21 protein-coding genes and 2 tRNA genes are annotated in these 23303 nt (G+C 47.5%); 16 read left to right on the top strand and 7 right to left on the bottom strand.

The window, feature by feature from the left end; all coding sequences use genetic code 11:
- Positions 1-146: 146 nt before the first annotated feature.
- From IC229_RS27195 to IC229_RS27185, 3 genes are all read right to left on the bottom strand, one after another.
- The gene (locus IC229_RS27195; protein WP_190890855.1) at positions 147-980 is read right to left on the bottom strand and encodes a helix-turn-helix domain-containing protein; all 834 of its coding nucleotides are present in this window, start codon (positions 978-980) and stop codon (positions 147-149) included.
- A 257-nt stretch (positions 981-1237) separates the two neighbouring features.
- Positions 1238-1813, bottom strand: coding sequence for a cupin domain-containing protein (locus tag IC229_RS27190; protein WP_190890854.1), 576 nt, complete (start codon positions 1811-1813; stop codon positions 1238-1240).
- Between the two features lie 324 nt (positions 1814-2137).
- A complete protein-coding gene (locus IC229_RS27185) occupies positions 2138-2938 on the bottom strand; it encodes a cysteine hydrolase family protein (RefSeq protein ID WP_190890852.1) in 801 nt (266 codons plus the stop codon).
- A 375-nt stretch (positions 2939-3313) separates the two neighbouring features.
- Here IC229_RS27185 and IC229_RS27180 point away from each other — a divergent pair, with 375 nt between their 5' ends.
- Positions 3314-3751 (top strand): hypothetical protein, encoded by a 438-nt coding sequence (locus tag IC229_RS27180; protein WP_190890850.1) that lies wholly within the window; start codon positions 3314-3316, stop codon positions 3749-3751.
- A 183-nt stretch (positions 3752-3934) separates the two neighbouring features.
- Here IC229_RS27180 and IC229_RS27175 read toward each other — a convergent pair whose 3' ends face one another.
- On the bottom strand, positions 3935-4840 hold the full coding sequence (locus IC229_RS27175) for an alpha/beta fold hydrolase (RefSeq protein WP_223834217.1): 906 nt from the start codon (positions 4838-4840) through the stop codon (positions 3935-3937).
- 367 nt (positions 4841-5207) lie between these two features.
- On the opposite strand from IC229_RS27175, the gene IC229_RS27170 reads away from it, so the two are divergent.
- Positions 5208-5795 carry a DUF4142 domain-containing protein gene (locus IC229_RS27170; protein WP_190890846.1) on the top strand — a complete coding sequence of 196 codons (588 nt, stop codon included), beginning with the start codon at positions 5208-5210 and terminating at the stop codon, positions 5793-5795.
- Between the two features lie 513 nt (positions 5796-6308).
- Positions 6309-6935, top strand: coding sequence for an FISUMP domain-containing protein (locus tag IC229_RS27165; RefSeq protein ID WP_190890844.1), 627 nt, complete (start codon positions 6309-6311; stop codon positions 6933-6935).
- A 661-nt stretch (positions 6936-7596) separates the two neighbouring features.
- Here IC229_RS27165 and IC229_RS27160 read toward each other — a convergent pair.
- Positions 7597-7670, bottom strand: a tRNA-Pro gene (locus tag IC229_RS27160).
- An 88-nt stretch (positions 7671-7758) separates the two neighbouring features.
- A tRNA-Ser gene (locus IC229_RS27155) sits at positions 7759-7845 on the bottom strand.
- Positions 7846-8013: 168 nt separating this feature from the next.
- Between IC229_RS27155 and IC229_RS27150 the strand changes: the two genes are divergently transcribed.
- From IC229_RS27150 to IC229_RS27110, 9 genes are all read left to right on the top strand, one after another.
- A complete protein-coding gene (locus IC229_RS27150) occupies positions 8014-8976 on the top strand; it encodes a vWA domain-containing protein (protein ID WP_190890842.1) in 963 nt (320 codons plus the stop codon).
- Between the two features lie 101 nt (positions 8977-9077).
- Entirely contained in the window at positions 9078-9773 is a 696-nt protein-coding gene (locus IC229_RS27145; protein ID WP_190890840.1) for a tetratricopeptide repeat protein, read from the top strand.
- A gap of 25 nt (positions 9774-9798) precedes the next feature.
- A complete protein-coding gene (locus IC229_RS27140) occupies positions 9799-10974 on the top strand; it encodes an acetyl-CoA C-acyltransferase (protein ID WP_190890838.1) in 1176 nt (391 codons plus the stop codon).
- Positions 10975-11073: 99 nt separating this feature from the next.
- A complete protein-coding gene (locus tag IC229_RS27135) occupies positions 11074-12012 on the top strand; it encodes a phosphoribosylaminoimidazolesuccinocarboxamide synthase (protein WP_190890836.1) in 939 nt (312 codons plus the stop codon).
- 166 nt (positions 12013-12178) lie between these two features.
- A complete protein-coding gene (locus IC229_RS27130; protein WP_190890834.1) occupies positions 12179-12595 on the top strand; it encodes an STAS domain-containing protein in 417 nt (138 codons plus the stop codon).
- Between the two features lie 4 nt (positions 12596-12599).
- Positions 12600-13550, top strand: coding sequence for a ribonuclease Z (locus tag IC229_RS27125; RefSeq protein WP_190890867.1), 951 nt, complete (start codon positions 12600-12602; stop codon positions 13548-13550).
- A gap of 220 nt (positions 13551-13770) precedes the next feature.
- A complete protein-coding gene (gene cdaA, locus IC229_RS27120) occupies positions 13771-14577 on the top strand; it encodes a diadenylate cyclase CdaA (protein ID WP_190890832.1) in 807 nt (268 codons plus the stop codon).
- Between the two features lie 127 nt (positions 14578-14704).
- Entirely contained in the window at positions 14705-15478 is a 774-nt protein-coding gene (locus IC229_RS27115) for a hypothetical protein (RefSeq protein ID WP_190890830.1), read from the top strand.
- Positions 15475-15864 carry a VOC family protein gene (locus IC229_RS27110; protein WP_190890828.1) on the top strand — a complete coding sequence of 130 codons (390 nt, stop codon included), beginning with the start codon at positions 15475-15477 and terminating at the stop codon, positions 15862-15864. Before IC229_RS27115 ends, IC229_RS27110 begins: the two co-directional genes overlap by 4 nt.
- Before the next feature lie 110 nt (positions 15865-15974).
- Here IC229_RS27110 and IC229_RS27105 read toward each other — a convergent pair whose 3' ends face one another.
- Positions 15975-17942 (bottom strand): glycoside hydrolase family 88 protein, encoded by a 1968-nt coding sequence (locus IC229_RS27105; RefSeq protein WP_190890826.1) that lies wholly within the window; start codon positions 17940-17942, stop codon positions 15975-15977.
- Between the two features lie 250 nt (positions 17943-18192).
- Between IC229_RS27105 and IC229_RS27100 the strand changes: the two genes are divergently transcribed.
- The 4 genes from IC229_RS27100 (at position 18193) to IC229_RS27085 (ending at position 23199) form a co-directional block, all read left to right on the top strand.
- Positions 18193-19776, top strand: a complete 1584-nt coding sequence (locus IC229_RS27100) for an NAD(P)/FAD-dependent oxidoreductase (RefSeq protein ID WP_190890824.1) — start codon at positions 18193-18195, stop codon at positions 19774-19776.
- Between the two features lie 114 nt (positions 19777-19890).
- Positions 19891-20520: an NUDIX hydrolase gene (locus IC229_RS27095; RefSeq protein WP_190890822.1), complete on the top strand. Its 630-nt coding sequence runs from the start codon at positions 19891-19893 to the stop codon at positions 20518-20520.
- Positions 20521-20756: 236 nt separating this feature from the next.
- The gene (locus IC229_RS27090) at positions 20757-21647 is read left to right on the top strand and encodes an alpha/beta hydrolase (protein ID WP_190890821.1); all 891 of its coding nucleotides are present in this window, start codon (positions 20757-20759) and stop codon (positions 21645-21647) included.
- A 400-nt stretch (positions 21648-22047) separates the two neighbouring features.
- Positions 22048-23199 (top strand): efflux RND transporter periplasmic adaptor subunit, encoded by a 1152-nt coding sequence (locus IC229_RS27085; RefSeq protein WP_190890819.1) that lies wholly within the window; start codon positions 22048-22050, stop codon positions 23197-23199.
- Positions 23200-23303: the final 104 nt, after the last annotated feature.

Below are 23303 nucleotides of genomic sequence, written 5' to 3'. Positions count from 1 at the left end.
GGCTTTCTGCTCAAAGTAGTGGGCTTTGTGATGGCTCACAACATTTTGTTCTACTTCTAACCACACAACTTAGGTTAAATAAATGTTTATTACAAAATTACCGGCATACCCTCCCTGGCTAATAGTACAAATACGACGTTTTATAGCTAATGATAGATATCTCGCACTATTAAAAAAGGCTGCTTTTCAAAAGCGCTTGAAATCTCGGTTGGATTCGTACCCGCAAACACGTTAAAATCCCGGATTAAATGCATCTGGTCAAAATAATTGCATTCATAAGCGACCTGGGTCCAGGTCATAGCCGGATTGTGTTCTTTGAGCAACCACGCCTTGCCAAATCGAACTAACCGGCTGTAGAATTTTGGTGAAACGCCCATTCGTTCTTTAAAGGCACGTTCAAACTGGCGGTTACTCAGACAGGCTTTCTTGACCAGGTCATCAATTTTAACCGAGCCACCATACTTTATTATTTCAGGAATTACATAATCAATAGAAAAAGGTCTTTTAATTTTAGTGAGCTGACTGAACATGAATTCTTCTGCGATAGCTTTCATCACCTCAAAGTCAGCCGCATTCGCTAATGCATCCAATACATACTGAATGGATTTGCCAAATACGGTTTCCCCATCATAGTCTATCTGAATCATTCTCTGCATAGGTTCTCTCAACAACCTATGGAGAACGCCCGGCTGAAACCCTATTTTTATAATCAGATGATTATAACCAAGCGAAAGAATAGTACGTTCTGTTTGCGGTCCGGCAATAGTACAGGCATAAAGTGTTTTAACTTGTTTAGTAAATGTATTTTCGACAATGGGTCTGTCATAAGGAAAAAAGTAGATGGAATGTCCGGGCAATGGCGGGTTTGGGAAACTTAACTTGGCCTGTAAATCAGTGGTAACATTCGAGCTAATAAAAATATGATTGACAAGCTGTTGAAGGGCCGGATGAGGGGCAAAGAATACCTGTTTATTGATCATGCTAGTAAATCATAAGTATATAGGCAATTTTAATCCCATTCTAAATTTACTAAACTCTGAGATTTCCGAAACTGAACCTTTTTGACTGGCGCTATTTTTCCTGACTGCTCAATTTATTGAGTGAACTATCTCAGTACTCCCATTTAAAGAGTGTATTTTGAGAAAATTGAACTTATAGTCGCAATCTGATTATTAAATGTTTCAAGCGTCAGATGAAGTCCTGTCTAACAAATGATATTGAACGTATATACGTTTATCTACCGCTTTAAATTACCGATCGGGGGGCCGACCTGTTTAGTGCCATAGTCTTCGTTAAACCGCGCCCGTTCTTCCTCGGTCATCTTGTTGGGTACCCCTTCACTCACTTTCTGAAAGAATTCTTCCATGCGGCCAGCCGGTTGGAAAATCATTAACAGTTTGGCTTCCCCTTCGCCTACCTTGGCAAAACTGTGGGGAACCATGCGGGGGCCAAATACGCTATCACCCGCCTTGGCCCGATAGGTTTTTTCCCCTACTTTGATGATGAATTCACCCTGAAGCACGTACCACCATTCATCTTGACTAAAATGATAATGATGGGGTGGACCACCTTCTTTCAGGCGGGTGGATTCGTAGACATATAAATCCCCATTGGTATCCTGGGTTGATATCTTGGTAAAAAACGTGTCACCTTGTAAGAGCGTGATCTGTTTATCAAATCGATCTTTTCCTGAGCCGACCATAAACCCTTTTTCATCTCTGATTTTTTTTATTGAGTTAGCAATCAGAGTAATCGGCGAGGCTATAAAAGCGCCTGTGGCTAAGCAAAGCTGAAAAAACCGTTGTCTTTTCATAAACTGAAATTTGGGGTGTTTATTGATTCATTGGCGTTGAATTCTGCCGGAGCCCACTGTTAGCAGGCTTAACGCAAAAACTAATCTAGCTACTCCAAGGTTAGTTAACAACACAGGAATTTTGACTGTAAGAATTTTGCGTGAACAGTCAAACTATAGAGTGAGTCATGCTTCATCACCACTTTTAACGGCCAGAATAATCCATAACAGTCTAGGTGTACTACACTGATTTATTATCCGGCAAAACGCCCTAATTAAAAAGCTTTGCTACAGATCAGGGAAACAAATAACTATTAGGCGAAGTCGTGACCCACATATATATGGCTACTTCTGTTTTCTCGCTACTGTACTATTGACTGCTTTACTTCCTTTAATGAATTCATCCGAGGAAGACACCCAGCCAAAGGCTTCAATAGCTAGTAGGGACGCTTCATAATTACTTCTCGATAAGTTTGCGCCCATGGGTTCCGCTGTACAATCAGACAATAATACGGACGAATAATCCCGAAACATGGCATCACGGATGGTTGATTCGACACAAATACTCGTGGTACAGCCGGTGACAATGAGATACTTTTTGCCTAATTTCTTCAGGATAGCATCTAAATCAGTCTGATAAAAGCCGCTGAATCGAGTTTTATACAGAACTATATCATCAGGACGTGGCTTCAGCTCACTAACAATCTCCGTACCCCAACTACCTCTGATCAAAATACGGCCTTTTGACCCATCAGGTGCGGTGTCAGGCTGGCCTACGTGCAAAAATTGTAAATGACCAATCCGATTCGGTGAATCTTCACTGCCTACATCAGACAAATCTGGCTGATAGCCCATCTTAAGGTAAATAATTGGGATGTCTGCTTGGCGGGCGGCTTCGAGCACTCTAGCGGTTGGAGCAACCGCTTTTTGAATCGTTGCTATTTTGATGCCAGCCCGATCAAACATACCTCCCTTACTGCCGAAATCATTTTGCATATCCACGACAATAACAGCCGTTTTGTCAACATCAACATCAATAGTAACAGGTTTAGCCGGTAAGGCTATCTTTTTACTGTTTGAGATTTGGCTTTGGGCTATGGCTGACACACTCAAGCTCACGAACAGGAGTAGATAGAATGACTTCATATTGATGAATACTAAAATTTGGTGCTTTATACAGCTAATATATATAATTCTCTGATTGATTGGCACTTATTTAAGTATTTGTTAGTGAGTGGAATTCTGCTGGAACCCAGTGTCCACTGTTACGTAACTTGATGTGGCAACTAATCGATCTAAATTAAGGCTGGCCGAAATCACACGTACTTTGACTGGGCAAATTCTAACGTCTCATGAAGGAGGGTATTTTGAGAATGTCCCTTTTAAATTTAATACCTGTTCAACTCAATCCGTAGCTTATGAACTGCGCCATACCCAGATTTGTCTTTAATTCAAATACTGCTTTTTGTAGTAGTCAGGACAGCCTGTAAGGCGTCCAAATGCTCAGGCTAAACGAAATGTATGCAATCATATTCAACCCCGGAAGGCATCGTTCGCGTTGAGCGAATGAATAAAACGTTTACCAAATATCACCTGGGCGATGGCCGGGTATTGCATCATTTTACGGCGGCTAACGACGAGCTGTTTCATGACCACCCATGGCCCTTTCGCAGTACCATTTTATCGGGCGGATACGCTGAGATCGTTGCGGAGCTAAAAGACGATGGAACGTTTGCCTTGACTACAGTGAAGCGCCTACCTGGGACAACTCACGAGGTACAGGCGGGTACAATACACAAGCTGTGTGGCTTACTGAAAGGAGATTGCTGGACCCTCATTGAACCGGGAAAGCATGAGCGGAAATCCGGCTTTTATAAGGCGGATGAGGATGGGGTCTGGCACCATTTCTGGGACCAACGGAAATGGAGGTTGATCGTGGCTGTACCCAAGTCGGCCTAAAATTCCACCGAATATTGAGGCATCACGGTAAGTTTCTCTCGACTCAATCAGGAGGTTTTTGTGAGATTTAGTACACAACTAGTCAAGTAGTTTGTTCAAGGTTTTAATTTCCCCTTATCCAGTAAGTCCGTGAGGAATATGGTCAGCACTCCCAGATCGACACCTACTTGATCAGCATTGACCTTATCTTTTGATACCAAAAGTGAGCAATAGGCCCACCAACAGCACCCCAACACCCAATCCAATCAAGACGTTTTCTGTCACCGCTGACGCTTTTGTCGCAGGAGGGAGTTGGGATTGTGGTTCATAGCAGCCATCCGTGACCGCCAGAATCAGCGCAATCGTTTCAGCCGGCACATCCAATTGCGGAACGTGGCCACAATTCGAAAACCAGTGTAGCTGAGCGTCAGGAAACAACTTCAGGGCCAATTCAGACTGACTGGGCGGACAAATCCGGTCCTGACGACCCCAACCAATGACCAGGTTCGGAATGGAACCAAGGGATGCTCCCTGCTGTGGAGGGCCATGGGCCAGACTATCCAGCAGCTTGGTAAAGCTGGGGGTGGGTAAAAACTCCCGAAATTCATGAAGGGCTACTCGGGCTGGTATTGTCCAGGGATGGGCCGAAAATTGAGCAAACAGCACCGTTCGGCTCACCGGATTGCTGACCAGGGGCGGTAAGATCGGTTGGATAAGCCTGGATAATTGTGCCGATAGCCGAACTGACTGGTAGAAATAGGCCACCTGCCAGCCTTGCCAGAATCCACCCGGATCCAAGGATACAACAGCACCGACCACCTGGCCCCGCCGGGCGAGTTCGAGCACCAGCCGGGCCCCCATCGAATTGCCTACGGCATCGATACCCAGCAGTTGGTGCTGGGTTAAAAAGTCGGTTACTGCATCGGCCAGGGTGGGAATGGATACCTCTCCCAGTAGGGCCGGTGACTGACCGAAACCGGGTAAATCTATGGCAATCACATCCCGCTGGGTGGCCAACTCATCCATAATCAGATCCCAAACCTTTAGCGAACTCCCCAGACCATGGAGCAATAAGAGTGGTTTGCCGGTTCCACGCCGGACATAATTCATAGTCATATGCATTGGTTAGTAAATCGTACCTGTGCGCTGAGTAACTCAACCTCCTATGAACGGCTACCAGTACAGATGGTTTAGCGCAGGAGGACTGTCCAGGGTAAGCTAGACTGGACAGTCCGTATGATTTCAAAGTCCAGTTTAGCGTTGCAAATTCACCTTCACGGAACACAACGGTCAGATCATTTAGGGAGATGGGGTCAGTAAACGAAAGCAACGGCAATAAACGACAAGCACCTAGCCAGAGGCATAAATGAGCAAACGGTACTATTCGGACCGATTTAGAAGAGGCTGTAAACAGGATACGGGCCAATCCGTTTACAGGGTGATTTACGGAGTCGTAAATCCGTCGCAAACAAGCTCTATGAAATCGATTGAACCAACACCCCGCAGAGATTTTTTTAAAAAGTCGATAGCCAGTACGATGACCCTACGGGCTGGTATGCCCTTACTGGCCTCCTTACTAACATCGCTCATCAGCGAAGCGGCCAACCCCGTGGATGATTCACCGATGGCAGCCACGGAAAAAGAATTTCGTCAAAAGGTTATTGGCCCGGCCGAGCTGTCGCTGGTCACCAGTCAGATTGCGGTGGGTAAAGCGGCTAATAAATACGCGAAGGAGTTCGCGGGCTTTGAGTTGGAAGAGGCTAAGGCTGTTACGTCGGTGCTCAAAGATCTGGGTACCCCCGTACCAGCCATGAATGCCAAAGCTCAGGCTACACTGACCAAAATCAAGACCACAACAGGCGCTGCTTTTGACAAGACGTATATTCAGGACCAACTCGAAAATCATGAATTTTTGCGGGATTTGGCTCAGGATTATTTAACGAAATCAATGGGTAAAACCAGCCCCGCCGAAAGCCAGACGCGGCATCTGGCCACCCTGGCGCTGGCCGTCTTTAAAGAGCATGTGGCCCTGACCAAACAGATTTTAGGTCAACTGGGCAGCTAACCGAATCGGTTAGCCTTACGGTTTGTTTTTGAGCCACACCTCTTCGTGTGGCTTTTTTTGTCAACAGACAGGCTCAAGAAGGAAATACGTAACCGCTGGAATCAAGCAAGTCGCCCATACACCAGGAATAGTAACAACCAATGACGTTGGTAGTCCGTTTATAAACCAGCGTTTTTGCGAGACCGTTGTATAGGCAACATATTTGTAAATTATGGACAATTGCTTAATGGCAAAAATCCACAGCAGTCCGTAAAATCGGACGACACAGGCCGCCCTGCGCCGAAGCGGCTGCTTTTACATTTCGTTAACCTTCTTTTACAGCTCATTAACGGACGACAGAATACAACCTTTTAGCTTTGCGTTCCACCGCAATGGCGGCCCAGCGCAGTGGTTGAAATCCTTGAAAACAAAGCGAAATGACTAAACTCCTGCATGTATGTGCTTTAGTGATGGTTTTGGTTCACACTTTCTGTGGGGAGTTTTAACAACACTTTTATACAAACCGAACCAAATATGATAAAACAGCTCATCCTTACTCTACTGGTTACTTTGTTTTTTACTCAGGCAGGCATTGCCCAATCCACCGGCACTTTTACCGACTCACGCGATGGGCAAACGTATAAAACGTTCAGCTTTAAAAATGCTTTGACTGACACTACGGTTACCTGGATGGCCCAAAACCTGAACTACAAAGTTGAAGGTAGCTATGCTTATGATGACAAAGAGAGCAATCGAAAAGAGCTCGGCTTGCTTTACACCTGGGAAGCAGCGAAAAAAGGCTGCCCCAGCGGTTGGCATTTAGCAAGGGATGGCGAATGGTCTATGCTGGTGACTAAATTTGGCGGAACCGACAAGGCTGGCGAAGCCCTGAAAAGCGTCAGTGGCTGGGCGGAAGACGGCAATGGTACTAACAGTAGCGGGTTTGACGCTCTTCCTGGAGGTATTCGCAGAAATAATCTTTATGAGGTGATGAGTGTTATGGGTTTCTGGTGGACGTCCACACTCACGGGTGAGGAGGGTAAAGCCTGGGAATGGAACTTTAGTTATGGTGGCCCCGGGGAAAAACCACTTAAAACAAAAGCGTTCCGTTTCCCTGGCTCTGTTTCTTACGCAGAATCTGTTCGTTGCGTTCGGGATTGACTTATTTGATTTATCTATTGAATGCAGCGAATCCTATCCGGAGTATAACGTAAAAGCGTTTGAGGACTTTAAAAGTGCAGCGGGTCAGCAATAAAGTGTATAGCTGTTTCTCAAAACGCCCGTGGCTGTTGCACAACTATTTTGAACCATGCCTTGACCGCAAATCTGGTTGCTGATGGGTTCAGAAATCAGCCATTCAGTATACGAAAAGACCCGAATTGCCTGAATTTCACCCTTACCTACTCATTTGAGTGAGTTGTGCAACAGCCACGCCCGTTTGATGAAAACGGTAGTGAATCTCCGCAAGAAGCCCAGCATAATGTAGTAGCGAATCCCCACGCTAGTCAGGTCAAAGAATTGCTACATCAGTTTAGGTGCGTTTTTTGAACAGCCGCTGTTTTTATTCATCACCTCTAGAAGTTTGATAAACTGACAAACGAATAAGCCGTAAATACAACGCCCTCCACAACTTTTGGATTTGATCCGGTATTCGACTAGGGGTAAGAAACTTTCTAAAACAGCTCGGTTTGATCAAACACACAAACCTAGAAAAATGCAACGCCCTCCACAAGTATTGTCCTTGATCCAGGTTAGTCCCTAAAATGCAAACCAACAAGAAAAAAGCCAGTCAGCGATTAAGCTAACTGGCTGATTTTCAGTGTCGGGGTGGCAGGATTCGAACCTACGACCTCCTGCTCCCAAAGCAGGCGCGATACCGGGCTACGCTACACCCCGAAAAGGAGTTGTAAAGTTTTACAGTTTGTAAAGTTGCTTGCGCATACACCCACTTTAAAACTATATAACCTTATAACTTATTTTCCTGCGGAGAGAGAGGGATTCGAACCCTCGGTACCGTTACCAGTACGACAGTTTAGCAAACTGTTCCTTTCGGCCTCTCAGGCATCTCTCCGAAGCCAATCTGTCTTTCTTGAACGATTGGGACACAAAGATAGAAGTATTCAACGTTTTCAGCAAGAGCCAACCTGTAAAATCTTTTTATAATCGCTAATTTCGTCTTTCCTGATGTGTACTGCCGTCAGTCTTTTCTGACTCAGCATCAGTCCGATACCTGCTCAGAATGAACTGGCTGTATTCTTTTACCCGTGCCGAATTTATTTTTATTGGCTTATTCGTTGGCCTCTACACACTCTACGTATGGCGTACTTTTCGGTTGGCCGCACAGCTTAATACATTGGCATGGGGCGTAGTACCTAAGTTTTTTTTGCGGGGAAGTTATCTAACATTATTGATTATCGCCTTACTAGGCCCCTCGTTTGGAGAAACTGAAGGAGATCTTGTTACTACCGACCGCGATACGTTTCTGGTTGTTGATATTTCGCGGTCGATGGATGCGAGCGACGTAATGCCAACCCGTTTAGAACGTATTAAGTATGATGTTCAGCAACTTTGTGATACGTTGCCCACCAATCGGTTTGGGCTAATTCTAGCGGCAAACATTCCATTTGTCTTATCGCCCCTCACGGCCGACCACGATGCGCTTAAACAGTTTATTCGGGAGGTACGTACCAATGCTTCTCCCTCGGGAGGGGCCAATTTGTGCAGTGCGCTTGAATTGGCCCGCCAGAAGCTGCTCACCGATCCATCGGCCCGCCTAAGCGTAAAATCAATTATCGTATTCAGCGATGGCGAAAACTTTTCCCCCTGTGAACGAACCCTTCTGTCCCAGCTTCGGTCGCAGGGGTTAACCGTTTTGACAGTAGGCATTGGTACAGAAACGGGGGCCCCCATACGTAACGGTCGCGATTTTGTTCGCGACGATGACAAGCAGATTGTTCGAACGCGACTTAACCGTTCATTCTTGCAAGACCTGGCTCGCGACACACGTGGGCATTATCTGGAAGCCGATGCAAGTGGTCAATATGTAAATGAGTTAGCCAACGTAGTGCGCGATCTGAAAGGCCGTTCAGTTGATCAGCGCCGGATAGCCGTGTCGACTAATAAATACTATTATTTTCTGATGGTTGCTCTTACTTTACTAGCTCTCGACCTGATTGTAACAATTCGAACGTTTCGACTGTGAGTTCATGTCAAGGTTTCCGGTTATTTTTGGGGCTCGGTTCTTTTGGTAAATCAGCGTTTCGAAGCGTTGAATATACTAGACAAGCCCGTTTTTACTAACGTATGATTTACCTACTTATCACTGCTTGGTTTTTGTGGCCCGAGCTATTTCCGGCGAACCAGATTTCGCAGAATAATCAGGCACGTCAGGAAGCGCAAAAAGCGTATCAGGTCGGCAATTTCCGGCGCGCGTTAGGGTTGTATATGCGGCTCAACCAAACCTCCGCCATCCCTGATCCGGGCGTCAGATTAAATCTGGGACATACTTATTTCCAGTTGAAACAATACCAGAAAGCCCGTTCGGAGTACGAATCATTGCTTCGGTCAGGAAGTCCCGAATTACGGACGTCGGCGGCACATCAGTTGGGCGTATTAGCCTGTCTGGAGGGTGATAGTACTACCGCGCTGGCCTTATTTCAGGAAGCCCTTCTGGAAAATCCAGGAAATGAACCAGCCCGCTATAATTTTGAGTTGGTAAAGAAATATTATTCGGGTCGAAAAGCGAAATCCAGGTCTCCAAAAAAAAATCAGAAACAACAACAGCAGACAACCACCAAACTCGTTCCAACGGGCGGGCAGCAGGTAGAGCGCTCGGAGCGACAGGATGATCTGTTACGTCGGTTTCGGCGTCTGAACCTAAACGAAGCACAGGCCATGCAACTGCTCGATGCCATGCGGGGCGATGATTTGCCCTATGCTCTAACTCAGTCGGCCCGGCGTTCAGCAAACAAGCCGTCGACGGAAGGAAATCGCTGGTAGACGTAGTGTTAATACGTATTGAACTATGAATGAAGTAGTTATTATTTCGGCTGTGCGAACACCCATCGGTAGTTTCGGAGGAGCTTTAGCCAGCCTTTCGGCAATCGAACTGGGAGCAGTGGCCATTCGTGGGGCACTCAGTCGAGCCAACGTAGCGCCCGAACTCGTGCAGGAAGTCTACATGGGTAACGTAGTGTCGGCCAACCTCGGACAGGCTCCCGCCAAGCAGGCCGCCCTTAAGGCGGGCTTACCGCCTAACATTCCCTGCACAACTATTAATAAAGTATGCGCATCGGGCACTAAGTCTATTATGCTGGCTGCACAGGCTATTGAGTTGGGGCAGGCCGATGTAGTGGTGGCAGGTGGTATGGAGAGCATGTCAAATGCACCCTACTACGTCCCTAAAGCTCGTTTTGGCTATAAATACGGCAACGCCGAACTCGTGGATGGTCTTGCCCGCGATGGGTTAGTTGATGCTTACGACCAATGTGCTATGGGTGTTTTTGCTGATCAAACAGCCCAAAAATATGCCATCAGTCGTGAGGAACAGGATGATTATACGGTACAATCATATCGCAGGGCCGAAGCCAGCACGCAGAGTGGCCGATTCGGTGCCGAAATCATCCCCGTGGAAGTTCCGGGACGTAAAGGAGCGATTATCGTGAACGAGGACGAAGAGTATAAAAACGTCATTTATGACAAAATCCCGTCGCTGAGAGCGGCCTTTACAACTGACGGAACTGTCACAGCGGCCAGTTCGTCGCCTATCAGCGACGGGGCCTCGGCGCTTGTTATCATGAGTCAGAAGAAAGCCGATGAACTTGGGCTTAAGCCGATTGCCCGAATTCTGGCTTATGCTGACGCTGAACAGGAACCTGAGTGGTTTACAACTGCTCCAACCAAAGCGGTGCCATTAGCCCTCGAACGAGCCGGTTTGAAAGCCAGGGATATTGATTTCTTTGAAGTAAACGAAGCTTTTGCGGTAGTGCCACTGGCATTTAGCAAAGTGCTCGATATAGCGCAGGAAAAAATGAATGTGTTTGGTGGAGCCGTTTCCATTGGCCATCCGCTGGGTGCTTCAGGCGCACGTATCGTCACTACGTTGACCAACGTATTACAGCAGACTGGGGGCCGCTACGGAGCCGTCGGCATCTGTAACGGGGGCGGTGGGGCCTCAGCTATTGTTATAGAAAAACTCTAGAATGTTTCAGGTTTCAAGTTAGCTGACCGTAACGACGGACCATCGTCAGCAACTCTTACGTTAGCCTATTTGAGACCTGGAATAATTAACACTTTTTGCATGAACGCCATTCAGGAAACCAATTTTCAATTTCCCGGTCAGACGGGTTTTTATCGGGGTAAAGTGCGCGATGTGTATTCGTTTGCTGAGAAACTGGTTATGATCGCCAGCGACCGAATTTCAGCTTTCGACGTAGTGTTGCCTCGGGCCATCCCGTTTAAAGGACAGGTTCTGAATCAGACAGCCGCCCATTTCTTACAGGCAACCAGCGACATTGTACCAAACTGGCTCCTTGGCGTACCTGATCCTAACGTAAGTGTTGGCCTACGATGCGAACCTTATGCTGTTGAAATGGTGGTTCGTGGCTATCTGGCCGGACATGCCTGGCGGACGTATCGCGATGGGCATCGTATCCTTTGTGGCGTATCACTCCCGGAAGGACTCCGCGAAAACGACCGGCTCCCAACGCCAATCATTACCCCATCGACAAAAGCCCACGAAGGTCACGACGAAGATATCAGTCGCGATGAAATACTACGTCGGGGTATTGTTCCTGAAAACGAATACGTTCAGCTAGAACGCTACGCGCTGGCTTTGTTTGAACGCGGTACGTCTATGGCCGCTGAGCAGGGGCTTATTCTGGTCGACACCAAATACGAGTTCGGAAACCTGAATGGAAAGGTGTATCTTATCGACGAAGTCCACACACCAGATTCTTCGCGGTATTTCTACGCCGATACATACGACACGAATCAGAAAGCGGGACAACCGCAAAAACAATTATCGAAAGAATTCGTTAGAGAATGGCTTATTGCCAATAACTTTCAGGGAAAAACAGGACAGACCGTACCGGCTATGTCGGACGAATGGGTCGGGCAGATCAGTAAGCGCTATATCGAATTGTTTGAAACGGTCACGGGGCAATCGTTCCAGCCCGCCGATTCAACAAATCCGCTCGAACGCCTTGAAGCCAATATTTTGCATACTCTCAATCAATAACGTATCAGTAGTAGAAAAGTAAGTTAATAGTCTATAGTCGTTAGTCATCAGGAGAGGTAAGAGATTTATCTATAAATCTGACGTAACGACTAATGAAAATTGGTCATTTCTAACGACAGTAGACTACCAATTTACGTTTCACTCCCTAATACGTACAACCTCTAACATGAACTATACCATTGAAAAAACCGAGCGATACGCGCTCATCCGGCTGGCGGAAAACCAGTTTGACGAAACCCTAAATACCACTTTCGAGACGCTAAGCCGAAATCTGTTTCGGGAAGGTTATAGCAATATCATTGTCGATGTGGCTCCTGTTCAGGGTGTAGACCAGGCGGGTATCACAAGCCTTCGTAAAATCAGTCGGCAATGCGCCAACGAACTCGGGTTGCTGGTACTGGTTACCAAAAATGACGATCTGATTGATACGTTGGACCGGGCTAACATCGGCGATCTGACCATTCTGCCAACCGTTGAGGAAGCGGTCGATGCTGTTTTTATGAATGAATTAGAAAACGATTTTCGTAGCGAAGACGATGATGAGTACGACGCCGAAAGTAGCGTCGGTCGTGCCGATGTCTAACGTAATGACCGATCAGGAAAACCATTCGCATCGTTCGGTTCACCAACCGTTTGCGCTCACGGTGTTGGGGGCAGGCTCTGCTACGCCTACCCTCCACCTGCACCAGACAGCCCAACTGTTGAGGATTGGCAATGAGTACGTGCTCATCGACTGTGGCGAAGGAACTCAGTTTCGGCTGATGGAGCAACGTATCAGGACCGGGCGATTACGGTATATTTTCATCAGTCATTTACACGGCGATCATTATTTCGGGCTGGCTCCTCTCCTATCGTCCTTAAATTTGGCCGGACGTACGGAAGATTTATACCTGTTTGGTCCGCGAGGACTCGACGAGATTCTGACTACTATTTTTCGAATTTCGGACTCAAGGCTAGGCTATACAATTCACTTTCAGGCCGTTGACTCGAACGTATCAGCAGTGCTGGTCGATAACACGCACATGACTGTGCAATCGATTCCACTAGAGCATCGCATCGATTGCACAGGTTATCTTTTCCGCGAAAAGCCCGCCAAAGCCCGTTTACTACGTGATAAATTGCCTGTCGATATCCCCGTAGAATACCTAAAGCAATTGAAGGAAGGCCGGGACGTAGTGGATGCCCGTGGGCAGGTTTTGTATGCTGCCACTACGTATACCGAGCCAGGGCCGCAGCCCCGCTCCTACGCATTTTGCTCCGATACGCGCTACGTTGAATCACTGGTTCCTCAGTTGCAAGGCGTCGATATGCTTTATCACGAAGCCACATTTCTGGAAGATAACGCCGAGCGAGCTGCCGAGGTTTTTCACTCGACGGCCCGACAGGCAGCCACTATTGCTGCCAAAGCACACGTGGGCCGCTTGCTCATTGGTCACTTTTCGTCACGCTACAAGCAGTACGAACTCTTTTTAACCGAAGCCCAAGCCGTTTTTCCTGAGACCTACCTGGCCATCGAAGGGCAAACGATTCATTTGTAAATTGAATTGACTTTTTGAATGTAGAATCGAACGTAACAGCCCATCACTTAAGTGGTGGGCTGTTACGTTCGATTGGGCGGCTAAACAAACGCCGTTATTATCTGTGTGTATTACGTTGGTTACTCTCTGGGTATGCCGGGAGGTAAAGAATCCACTTCTGCGACGCCAACTAAATCCCGTTCTTTTTATATTTAGCCCCTTAAACCTGACTCCTTACGTAATGCTGGCTTTTCGCCTGGGATTTTTAGACATCAGTTGGCTCGATTTGCTTGATATTGGCCTGGTGGCTTTGCTCATTTATCAGATTTATAACCTCGTCCGGGGAAGCGTAGCCAGCCGGGTTTTTGTAGGATACCTGCTGGTTTACCTGGCGTATCTACTTGTGAAAGCACTGGGTCTCAACCTAATGACGACCATTCTGGAATATTTTATCAGCGTTGGTGCGCTGGCATTGATTATCATTTTCCAACACGAAATCAGGCGATTTCTGCTTCTCATCGGTAAATCGACTAATCTGACTAACAGTCGTTTTTTTCGGCGGTGGCTCCTACGTAACAACACAGAACGTACTGAAACGCATACCCCACTAAAACCTATTCTGGATACCTGCAAAGCACTGGGCGCGGAATTTTCGGGTGGCTTGCTGGTGCTTCAGAAAAATGATGGACTCGAAAAATTTGCTCAATCGGGTGAATTAATAGACGCCGACGTAACAAAATCCCTGTTACTCGCTATTTTCAGTCAGTACAGTCCGCTCCACGACGGTGCCGTTATTATTGGCGATGGACGCATTCGGGCTGCTCGTTGTATTTTGCCGGTTTCGGAAGACGATGAACTTCCGCCATCGCTTGGTTTCCGGCATCGGGCTGCGCTGGGCATGAGTGAAGCTACCGATGCAGCCGTGATTGCGATCTCGGAGGAAAGCGGTCGGTTAGCGCTGGCAATCAATGGCGAACTATTTACCAATCTGAGCCTGCCCGACCTGGAAAGCCGCCTGGAACGATATTTAAGGGAGCCGGGTCGCTAAGGTTAATTCGCGAAAATTGCCCGACATTTTAAGTGATTTCGTCTGGATTTTAATCTCTTTTTAATATCTTGTGACCCCAAAACTGCCTGTAAAGGTGATAATCAACACTTTACTTTAAGCAATGATTATGAAAAAGAATGAAAAATTAGCCGCCGTTCGTCAGTTTTATCCCAACGCCATCTCTACCGATGATGGGGTCAGCCGATTGATTTCCTACATCAAGGAGCAATTGAGCATGCAGCCTGAACAGGTCATGCTGGCTGATAGCATTTGCAGCGACGACGTGAATGCGATTCAGTATCCAGAACGCGCTCGTGAATTTTTAGGCCCTTTCAAACTCGGAGGTTTAGACGGATACCCCTTTGTAGGTCCGACCGGAATGGGTGCGTATGCTCACCATGTTCCCGACAATGGAGTAATCCTTATTTACTATGGTCCGCACATTGGTGTATCGAAAGAAGGTGTACTTGGGAAAATCCATCGTCATGGCCAGAAAGATAATTCGGGTTGCTGCGGAGCTGCTCTTGGCGCGCTGGGGGCCTTACAGAAAGGTGATATTAAAAAGGAAAAGCCTAGTCGAAGCGACTTTCAAATGGATACCATTAAGCAAATCTTTCTAAAATCTGATAAACGGATTCTGGATGTCGATGAGAAGATGCAAATCCATGAAGCTACCGAAGTTATGTACGAAGCCATCGACAAACGGATACGCAAGCTGGTTCAGAAACAGATCATTGAGGGTGACATCCACTTTAAACACGTAATTCTGGTGGGGGGCATTCACATCAATGGTGATAAGGATATGGGGTCGTTTACTTCCGTTAAACGATTTGATTTATATTCAAAAGACGCCCCCTCTTCGGAGTGGACGAACTTACTGGGAACTTGTGTCGCTGTATGAACCAACGACTGGCACACATTGCCCTTGTAGTCGACGATTACGATGACGCCATTACGTTTTATACGCAGAAATTAGGTTTTACACTGGTCGAAGACACACGTTTAAGCGAGACAAAACGCTGGGTTTTGGTCAAACCAACCGGCTCAGGCGACTGTTGTCTACTACTGGCAAAAGCTGCTACGTCCGACCAGCAGAGCCGCGTAGGTAACCAGACTGGTGGACGGGTTTTCCTGTTTCTGCACACCGATGATTTTTGGCGTGATTATAACAACTTGGTTTCTAACGAGATTCGGTTTGTTCGCCTGCCAGCGAGCGAAGAATATGGAACCGTAGCTGTCTTTGAAGATTTATACGGCAACCTCTGGGATTTAATCGGCCCGAATTAGGACGTGATTTTGTCATGCCTAGGCACGAAGCATCTTAACGTTTCCTTATTCACTTGTTTGGAAACGTTAAGATGCTTCGTGCCTAGGCATGACAAACATGACAAAAACGATTACCGCTTACTCGTGGCTGATACCGTTGCAGCCGTTGTTCCCTGACGTAGCAGCCAACCAGCCAATTCTTTAGCGGCCTTATAATTTTCGAATTGGGCCGGAATTTTCCGCCCGTCGACGTATTCGTTGTAAAGCCAGGGATCACCTACCGCGAAAACGGTTCCCTTACCCACTTTCGCTACGCCCATAATTACGTCACCTGCGTCGGTCACGGTGGCTTTGGCAGGTGCTTTTACGTCGAGTGGCGATAACTCTTTTATATAAACAGTTCTGGTTTCGGGAAAAATACCGTTACCCGCCGGAATGTTGATTTTCCCCTGCTCATACTTGTCGCCCTGAACCATGTTCCGGTTCCTGGGCAAAAACTGCATCCCAAATCGGGCCGCCAACTTATTAAACTGCTTGTGTTCGCAATTCGACGTATCATTAGCCATGAGTACTAACGTACCACCCGCCTGCACCCAGTTGGCAATGGCCGCTACGTCTTTCTCGCTGACGTAGTTGGGTGAAGGCGTTTCTTTCGGAGTGTCGGGGTCGACGATGATATATACGTCTGTGCCTTTTAGAGAAGCGGCTGTGGGTGGGCCAGTTATCGTCGCAGTTTTAGCACCCAATCCCATAAAGATGTTCCCCCACCAGAAAAATCCGGAGTGCTGACGGTCGTCCCAGGTGTAGTGGAAAGGTTCGGGTTGTCCGTTATAATCCTTTCGCGATTCGTGATTGAAGTAGTTATCGACGGCCACTGTTTTCCCTTTTCCAATAGCATTTTCATCAGCCATTTCGATCTCTACACTCGCCATAATAAACGGTCCAACACCTTTCAAATCGTCCTGTCGCAGCGGTTCACTCAGGTAATATTCGTAGCTTCCATCACGATAGGGCGTACCTCCCAATCCGCCAACAAGTACGGTTTTCTCCAGGTGAATCATGCTTTTTTCATCTGTAGAGATGAAATTCTTCAGCATACCGTCGAAGCCTTTACGCGCGTTCGTCAGGAGTGACGCAGGCAGATAACCCAACCGCACGCCCTTCGCCAGTGCATACACAAACATGCTCGTACCTGATGCCTCCAGATAATTTCCTTTATCGCCCAGCCGGTCCGTGATCTGAAACCAGCAACCCGATTTAGGGTCCTGATACTTCACAATCGCGGGCATCAACCGATTCAAAATTGCCAGAAGTTCTTTTCGGCGAGGTTGATTTTCGGGTATTATTTCCAATACGTCGACTAAACCCATCGCGTACCAGCCCATCGCCCGGCTCCAGAAATTAGGCGAATTACCCGTTTTGGGATTTGCCCATTTCTGTTCGCGGCTTTCATCCCAACCGTGGTAGATGAGGCCGGTTTTTGGATCGCGGGCGTGGTTCTCCATCCAGACAAACTCGTTGACAATCTCATCGAATTGCTTCGGATCGCCAAATAGTTTGGTGTATTCGGCGAAGAACGGCTCGGCCATATACAAACCGTCGAGCCACATCTGATAAGGGTATCGTTTCTTGTGCCAGAACCCTCCCTCTTTGGTTTTGGGTTGCCCGGCCAATTGTTTCCGCAGCAAATCGGCGGCTTTCCGGTACTTCTCTTTACCGGGCAGTGATTGCTGGAATAGTAACAACACCGACCGACCGGGTGTAATGAAATCCAGGTTGTAATCGTCCAGCCGATAGGTACGTATATCACCATCCGGCTTTACGAACATATCCGTGTTTTTCTGGATGTATTTAAAATACGTATCATCGGCAGTACGGTACCAAACCTGTTTAATGCCTTCCAGTAAAACACCTTTTTCATAATCCCAATGCGATGGAAGTTGCCGACCATCTCTTCTATATGAAATCGAGTCGGGATTACTGGCCATAATGGATGCCGCCATTCGCTGCGACCAGGGCATGGCAGTGGGTTTAACTGTTGTCTGGGCCAGGGTGATAGGGCCGAACGCCAGCATAACAGGTAATAGAAGAATTTTCATTGTTGGTTGTCTTTGCTTACGTTACAAAATAGGTAAGAAATGATGAATTCTACTGCTTATGACTCGCTTTAGCCGTTACGTTATCTTCACTCATTGTCTCTTGATTTTGGAGAACCCAAACCAATTTTTGCCTGTTATCTACGTAATACTCCACTCCAATCCTCCCTCACTGGGGAGGGATTTAGGGTGGGATCTAGTTGCAACGTAGCAGTACGTTTATCCTGCCGAATAAATACCGGCCTATTGACCCATGATTCATCAACTTTCGCTGGCTCTCCCACCCGAAGAAGCACTTGACGAAGCGATTTTCCGTCAGTCGGTGCTACGTCGTCTTTCGCTGCCTGATACGGACGATATTGTTGTCAGGAAACGGCGACAATCCATCGACGCCCGCAATCGACAGGTGCGGGTTCAGGTCGAAACTGACGTCTTCGCCGGCGAAACACCTCCCCCACTGATCCGATACCAGAAACCTCAAATTGACGTTAGCAAAGCTCCACAAGCCATTGTGGTCGGCGCGGGGCCAGCCGGTTTATTTGCTGCCTTACGGCTTGTTGAGCTGGGTATAAAGCCAATCGTGCTGGAACGTGGAAGTGACGTACGCATTCGCCGTCGCGATCTGGCAGCTATCAATAAAGACCACGTAGTAAATCCAGAATCGAATTATTGTTTCGGAGAAGGTGGTGCTGGTACGTATTCAGACGGAAAACTTTACACTCGTTCCACCAAACGGGGCGATGTCCGACGGATTCTGGAAATTTTCGTAGCTCACGGCGCTACGGAACAAATTCTGGTGGATGCCCATCCTCATATCGGTACCAATAAACTGCCAAACGTAGTGGCCGATCTACGTAACAGCATCATTCTGGCCGGGGGCGACGTTCGGTTCGACACCAAAGTAATTGATATTCTGCTGGATGACCAAGAAATTAAAGGCGTCGTTTTAGGCAATGGTGATACGTTGTCGGGCATTGGCGTCATTCTGGCTACGGGTCATTCGGCCCGCGATATTTTTCAATTACTGCACGAACGTAGCGTCAGAATTGAGTCAAAACCGTTTGCGATGGGTGTACGTATTGAACATCAACAGTCGTTAATTGATCAGTTCCAATACCATCGACCAAGCCGGGGTGAATACCTGCCAGCCGCTTCCTATAGTTTGGTGACGCAAACCAAATTTAAGGGGGTAGAACGGGGCGTTTTTTCGTTTTGTATGTGTCCGGGCGGCTTTATTGTGCCCGCTGCTACGTCGCCGGGCGAGTTGGTCGTGAATGGAATGTCGCCGTCGCGTCGGGATTCGCAATACGCCAATTCGGGCTTGGTGGTGGCCATTACCGAAACCGATTTGGAGCCTTACGCGAATGCAGGTCCCCTAGCAGGTTTGACCCTGCAACAGGACCTTGAACGGTGGGCTTGCCGCCAGGGAAATCGCGATGGCGCAGAGTCATCGCAAACGGCTCCGGCGCAACGTATTGCTGACTTTGTAGACGGGCACGTATCAAAGGAGTTATTACCAACGTCGTATCAGCCGGGTTTGGCTTCGGTGGATATGATGGACGTATTACCCGATCATATTGCCCAGCCGCTACGTCAGGGGTTACGCGATTTTGGTCGAAAAATGCGCGGATATCTGAGTAACGATGGACAAATTATCGGTATTGAAAGTCGAACCTCATCACCGGTACGTATCCCTCGTCACCGTGATACGTGCGAACACGTTGAGATTCGGCGACTGTTTCCCTGTGGCGAAGGGGCCGGTTATGCAGGCGGTATCGTGTCTGCTGCCATGGATGGTGAACGATGCGCTGAAGAATTAGTTAAATTGTATAAATAAGTCATTAGTCGTCACCGGGGCCGCCGGAGCGTTCACTAGTCGTTAGTTGTGCAAAACGGTTTGCTTCAGCAACTATAAACTGATGACTAACGACTTACGATTATAAACTTAAACATGATCGACACCTCGTTTCATGCCTTTACCGAAGACCTCAGACAGCGGTTACAGCGACCGTTGCCGGGTGAAGCAGCCCATCGGAAGATGGCGTCGTCGAATCGGTATCGGATGGGTATCAAGCCCAACGAGCGCACACGCCGAAGTGCGGTGTTGATCTGTTTTTACCCCTATCAGCAATCAGTCTACCTGCCGCTCATACTACGGCCGCAGTATGATGGCGTTCATGCGGGTCAGATGGCTTTTCCAGGTGGTCGGATGGAGCGATTCGACGAAAATCTGGTTCGCACAGCACTACGTGAAGCACAGGAGGAAGTAGGCATTCGGGTATCAGACGTAAAGGTGCTGGGTCTGCTGACCGAATTATATATTCCACCCAGCAACTTTTTTGTGCAGCCGGTTGTAGGCGTTCTCCCCTACTGCCCCGATTTTTACCCCGACCCCCACGAAGTCGAAGCGGTTATTGAAGTCGATCTGGAAACGCTACTGGATGAAACCATCGTGGGTGATAGCCAGATTGAAGTACGGGGCGTTATGGTCGATGCGCCTTTTTACCAGATTCAGGGGCACCGAGTCTGGGGCGCCACTGCCATGATGATCAGTGAGTTATTGATGGTGATGGATACGTAGTAACGCATAACCTAAAGTAGGAATTACTACGTAGCGATTACCTCTACTGATACACTTCGCTCAACACTCTCCATACAATTTCACCTTTTGAGAATAGGTAAAAATTAACGTTTTTGTCATTCTGACGAAGGAAGAATCTTAGGATTTCCTTACTCGTGATTATGAATACCTTAAGATTCTTCCTTCGTCAGAATGACAAAAAACTACTAATGCAAACCAGAACCAAAACTCCCTCTATGCTTAATCGCTACCTACTTGTCTGCTTAATTTCATTCAGCTTTTCACTACGTAGTACAGCCGCAACTGTCGATACGTTAGACATTCAGAGTGCCAGCATGGGCCGTACATTACGTGCCGCTGTTGTATTACCAGCCTCCTACGCCGACAAAAAAATGCGAAAAGCAGGGCAAACGTTTCCGGTGCTTTACCTACTCCACGGCGGCACGGGTAACTATCGAGACTGGCTGACGAAAACACCCGACCAATCACTCCTGCACCGGCTCGCCGACCAATATAAGCTGATCATCATTACGCCGGATGGCGACCCAACCAGCTATTATTTCGACAGTCCGCTGGTAAAGACCAGCCAGTTCGAAACGTTCATCTCGAAGGAACTGATTGATAAAATCGATAATACGTATCGGACCATCCGTGAGCGCAAAGGACGTATCATCGCCGGTCTGAGTATGGGTGGTCACGGGTCTATGTTCATTGCCTGTCGCCACCCGGATTTGTACGCAGCCGCTGGCAGCATGAGTGGCGTTATGAATATCAACACGGCGACCTGGAAAGTGCCTACCGAATTTGCGCAGTCACGTAGTGAAAATTTCAAGAAGTTGTTAGGTCCTCCAAAAGATGGCGACGTACCCTATCCAGGCTACACGATAGTCACACTGGTCGATCAGATGAAAGCCAATAATTTGCCGCTTATTTTTGATATTGGCGTGGATGATTTTCTGATTGATACCAATCGAGATGTACATCGTCGGCTGCTCGAAAATAAAACGCCACACGATTACGTAGAGCGCCCCGGAGCGCATACCTGGGACTACTGGGAGAATGCTTTACCTTATCAACTGCTCTTTTTCAATAAAATTCTGAAAGCTAACGGTGCTGCTGTACTTTAAACCGCTACGTTAGGAGTACTACGTTGTAGAAATATTTTCAGGTTTAAACCTCTTTTCTACAACGTAACACTCCCGCTTTCAATTAAGTAGTTCCTGAAAGTTATGTAATCATTGGTTTCGTTGTGATGTTACGTATCATTTTGATAAACAAACAGCTGTATACATCAGACTCGAATTTGGTAGCGTATCCATTGCTACATCTACCTAAATCTGGCTAAGCGTTTTTACGGATAAATCATTGCCTTTCAGCGCAATATTCCAGAAAAGTGTTTATAAAAAACTCATTTCTGAGAAGTAAAGGTCGGTTGTTATAGTCTTAAACATCAATAGCTTTGTAGTCTGTAACAAATACGTAATTTGTACTGTTAATTCTTCATTCTCTCTTGCTAATTTTTTCTCTGTGAAAAGGTGGATTGCTATCGGCCTCGTCGCTCTTGTTGTCGGCGGGATTATTGTGTATAATAAAATATTACATCCAGCTCCTGGAGCCTCGGGCGGTGGTCCTGGTGGTGGGGGCCGAGGTGGTGGTGGTCAGGGTGGAGGCCCTGGCGGCAAAGGTGGCGCAGGCCGGGATGCGGCCCCAACTAGTGTCAACGGCTTTGTGGTGATTACGAAAAGGCTTCAGGAAGATATTGTGTCGAGTGGTTCTTTATTGGCGGCCGAGCAGGTCGATATCTACCCTGAATTATCAGCGCGTATCACGCAGCTTAACATTCAGGAAGGGAGGCCCGTAACCAAAGGCGAATTATTGGTCAAACTCTTTGACGCCGACCTGAAGGCACAACTTCAGAAACTTCAGGCTCAGGCCGATAACGCCCGGCGAACCGAAGAACGCAATAAACAGCTATTGGCCCGTGGTGGTATCAGTCAGCAGGAGTACGACATTGTGACGACGAATCTGCAATCGTCGCTGGCCGACATCGAACTGGTAAAAGCTAATCTGCAACGCACCGAAATCCGGGCACCTTTTTCAGGTGTTATTGGCCTCCGAAACGTGAGCCCCGGTGCCGTTATAACCCCTAACACCCTGATTGCCCGATTGCAGCAGGTATCGTCGCTGAAACTTGACTTTTCCATTCCCGAAAAATACGGCCCTTACGTGCGGAGTGGCAGTGTAATTTCGTTTTTAGTGGATGGAGCCAAAAAGCCGAGTGGGGGTGTAGTGTATGCCATTGAACCTGGGGTAGAAGAACAAACGCGAAATTTGCGTATCCGGGCTCGGGTCAACAACACATCGCTCCAATACCGTCCGGGCACGTTTGCCCGGGTTACGCTGACGGTTCAGAATGAACAAAGTCTGGTAGTACCTACGCAGGCGGTCATTCCCCAAACCCGAACGAATCAGGTCATTTTAGTCAAAAACGGCAAAGCAGTATTTAAGGATATAAAAACCGGTTTGCGGACGGCAGGTACCATTCAGGTACTATCAGGTTTAAATGCGGGTGATACAGTAGCGACAACGGGGTTGCTGTTCCTCAAACCTGATGCGCCTGTTAAAGTTGGAAAAGTAATAACGCTGTCAGGCAGCGGCCCAAAAGTTGCACAAAACTGAGTGATGAGAGAGAAGTGATGAACGATGAGTTTGCTGACGCTCTCAATAGTTGCTAGCGTCAGTAAACTCATCACTCACCGTTTATCACTCATCACTAAAAACAA

The organism is Spirosoma profusum (genome assembly GCF_014699005.1).
GTDB lineage: Bacteria > Bacteroidota > Bacteroidia > Cytophagales > Spirosomataceae > Spirosoma > Spirosoma profusum.
This window is presented reverse-complemented; position numbering and strand designations above follow the sequence as displayed.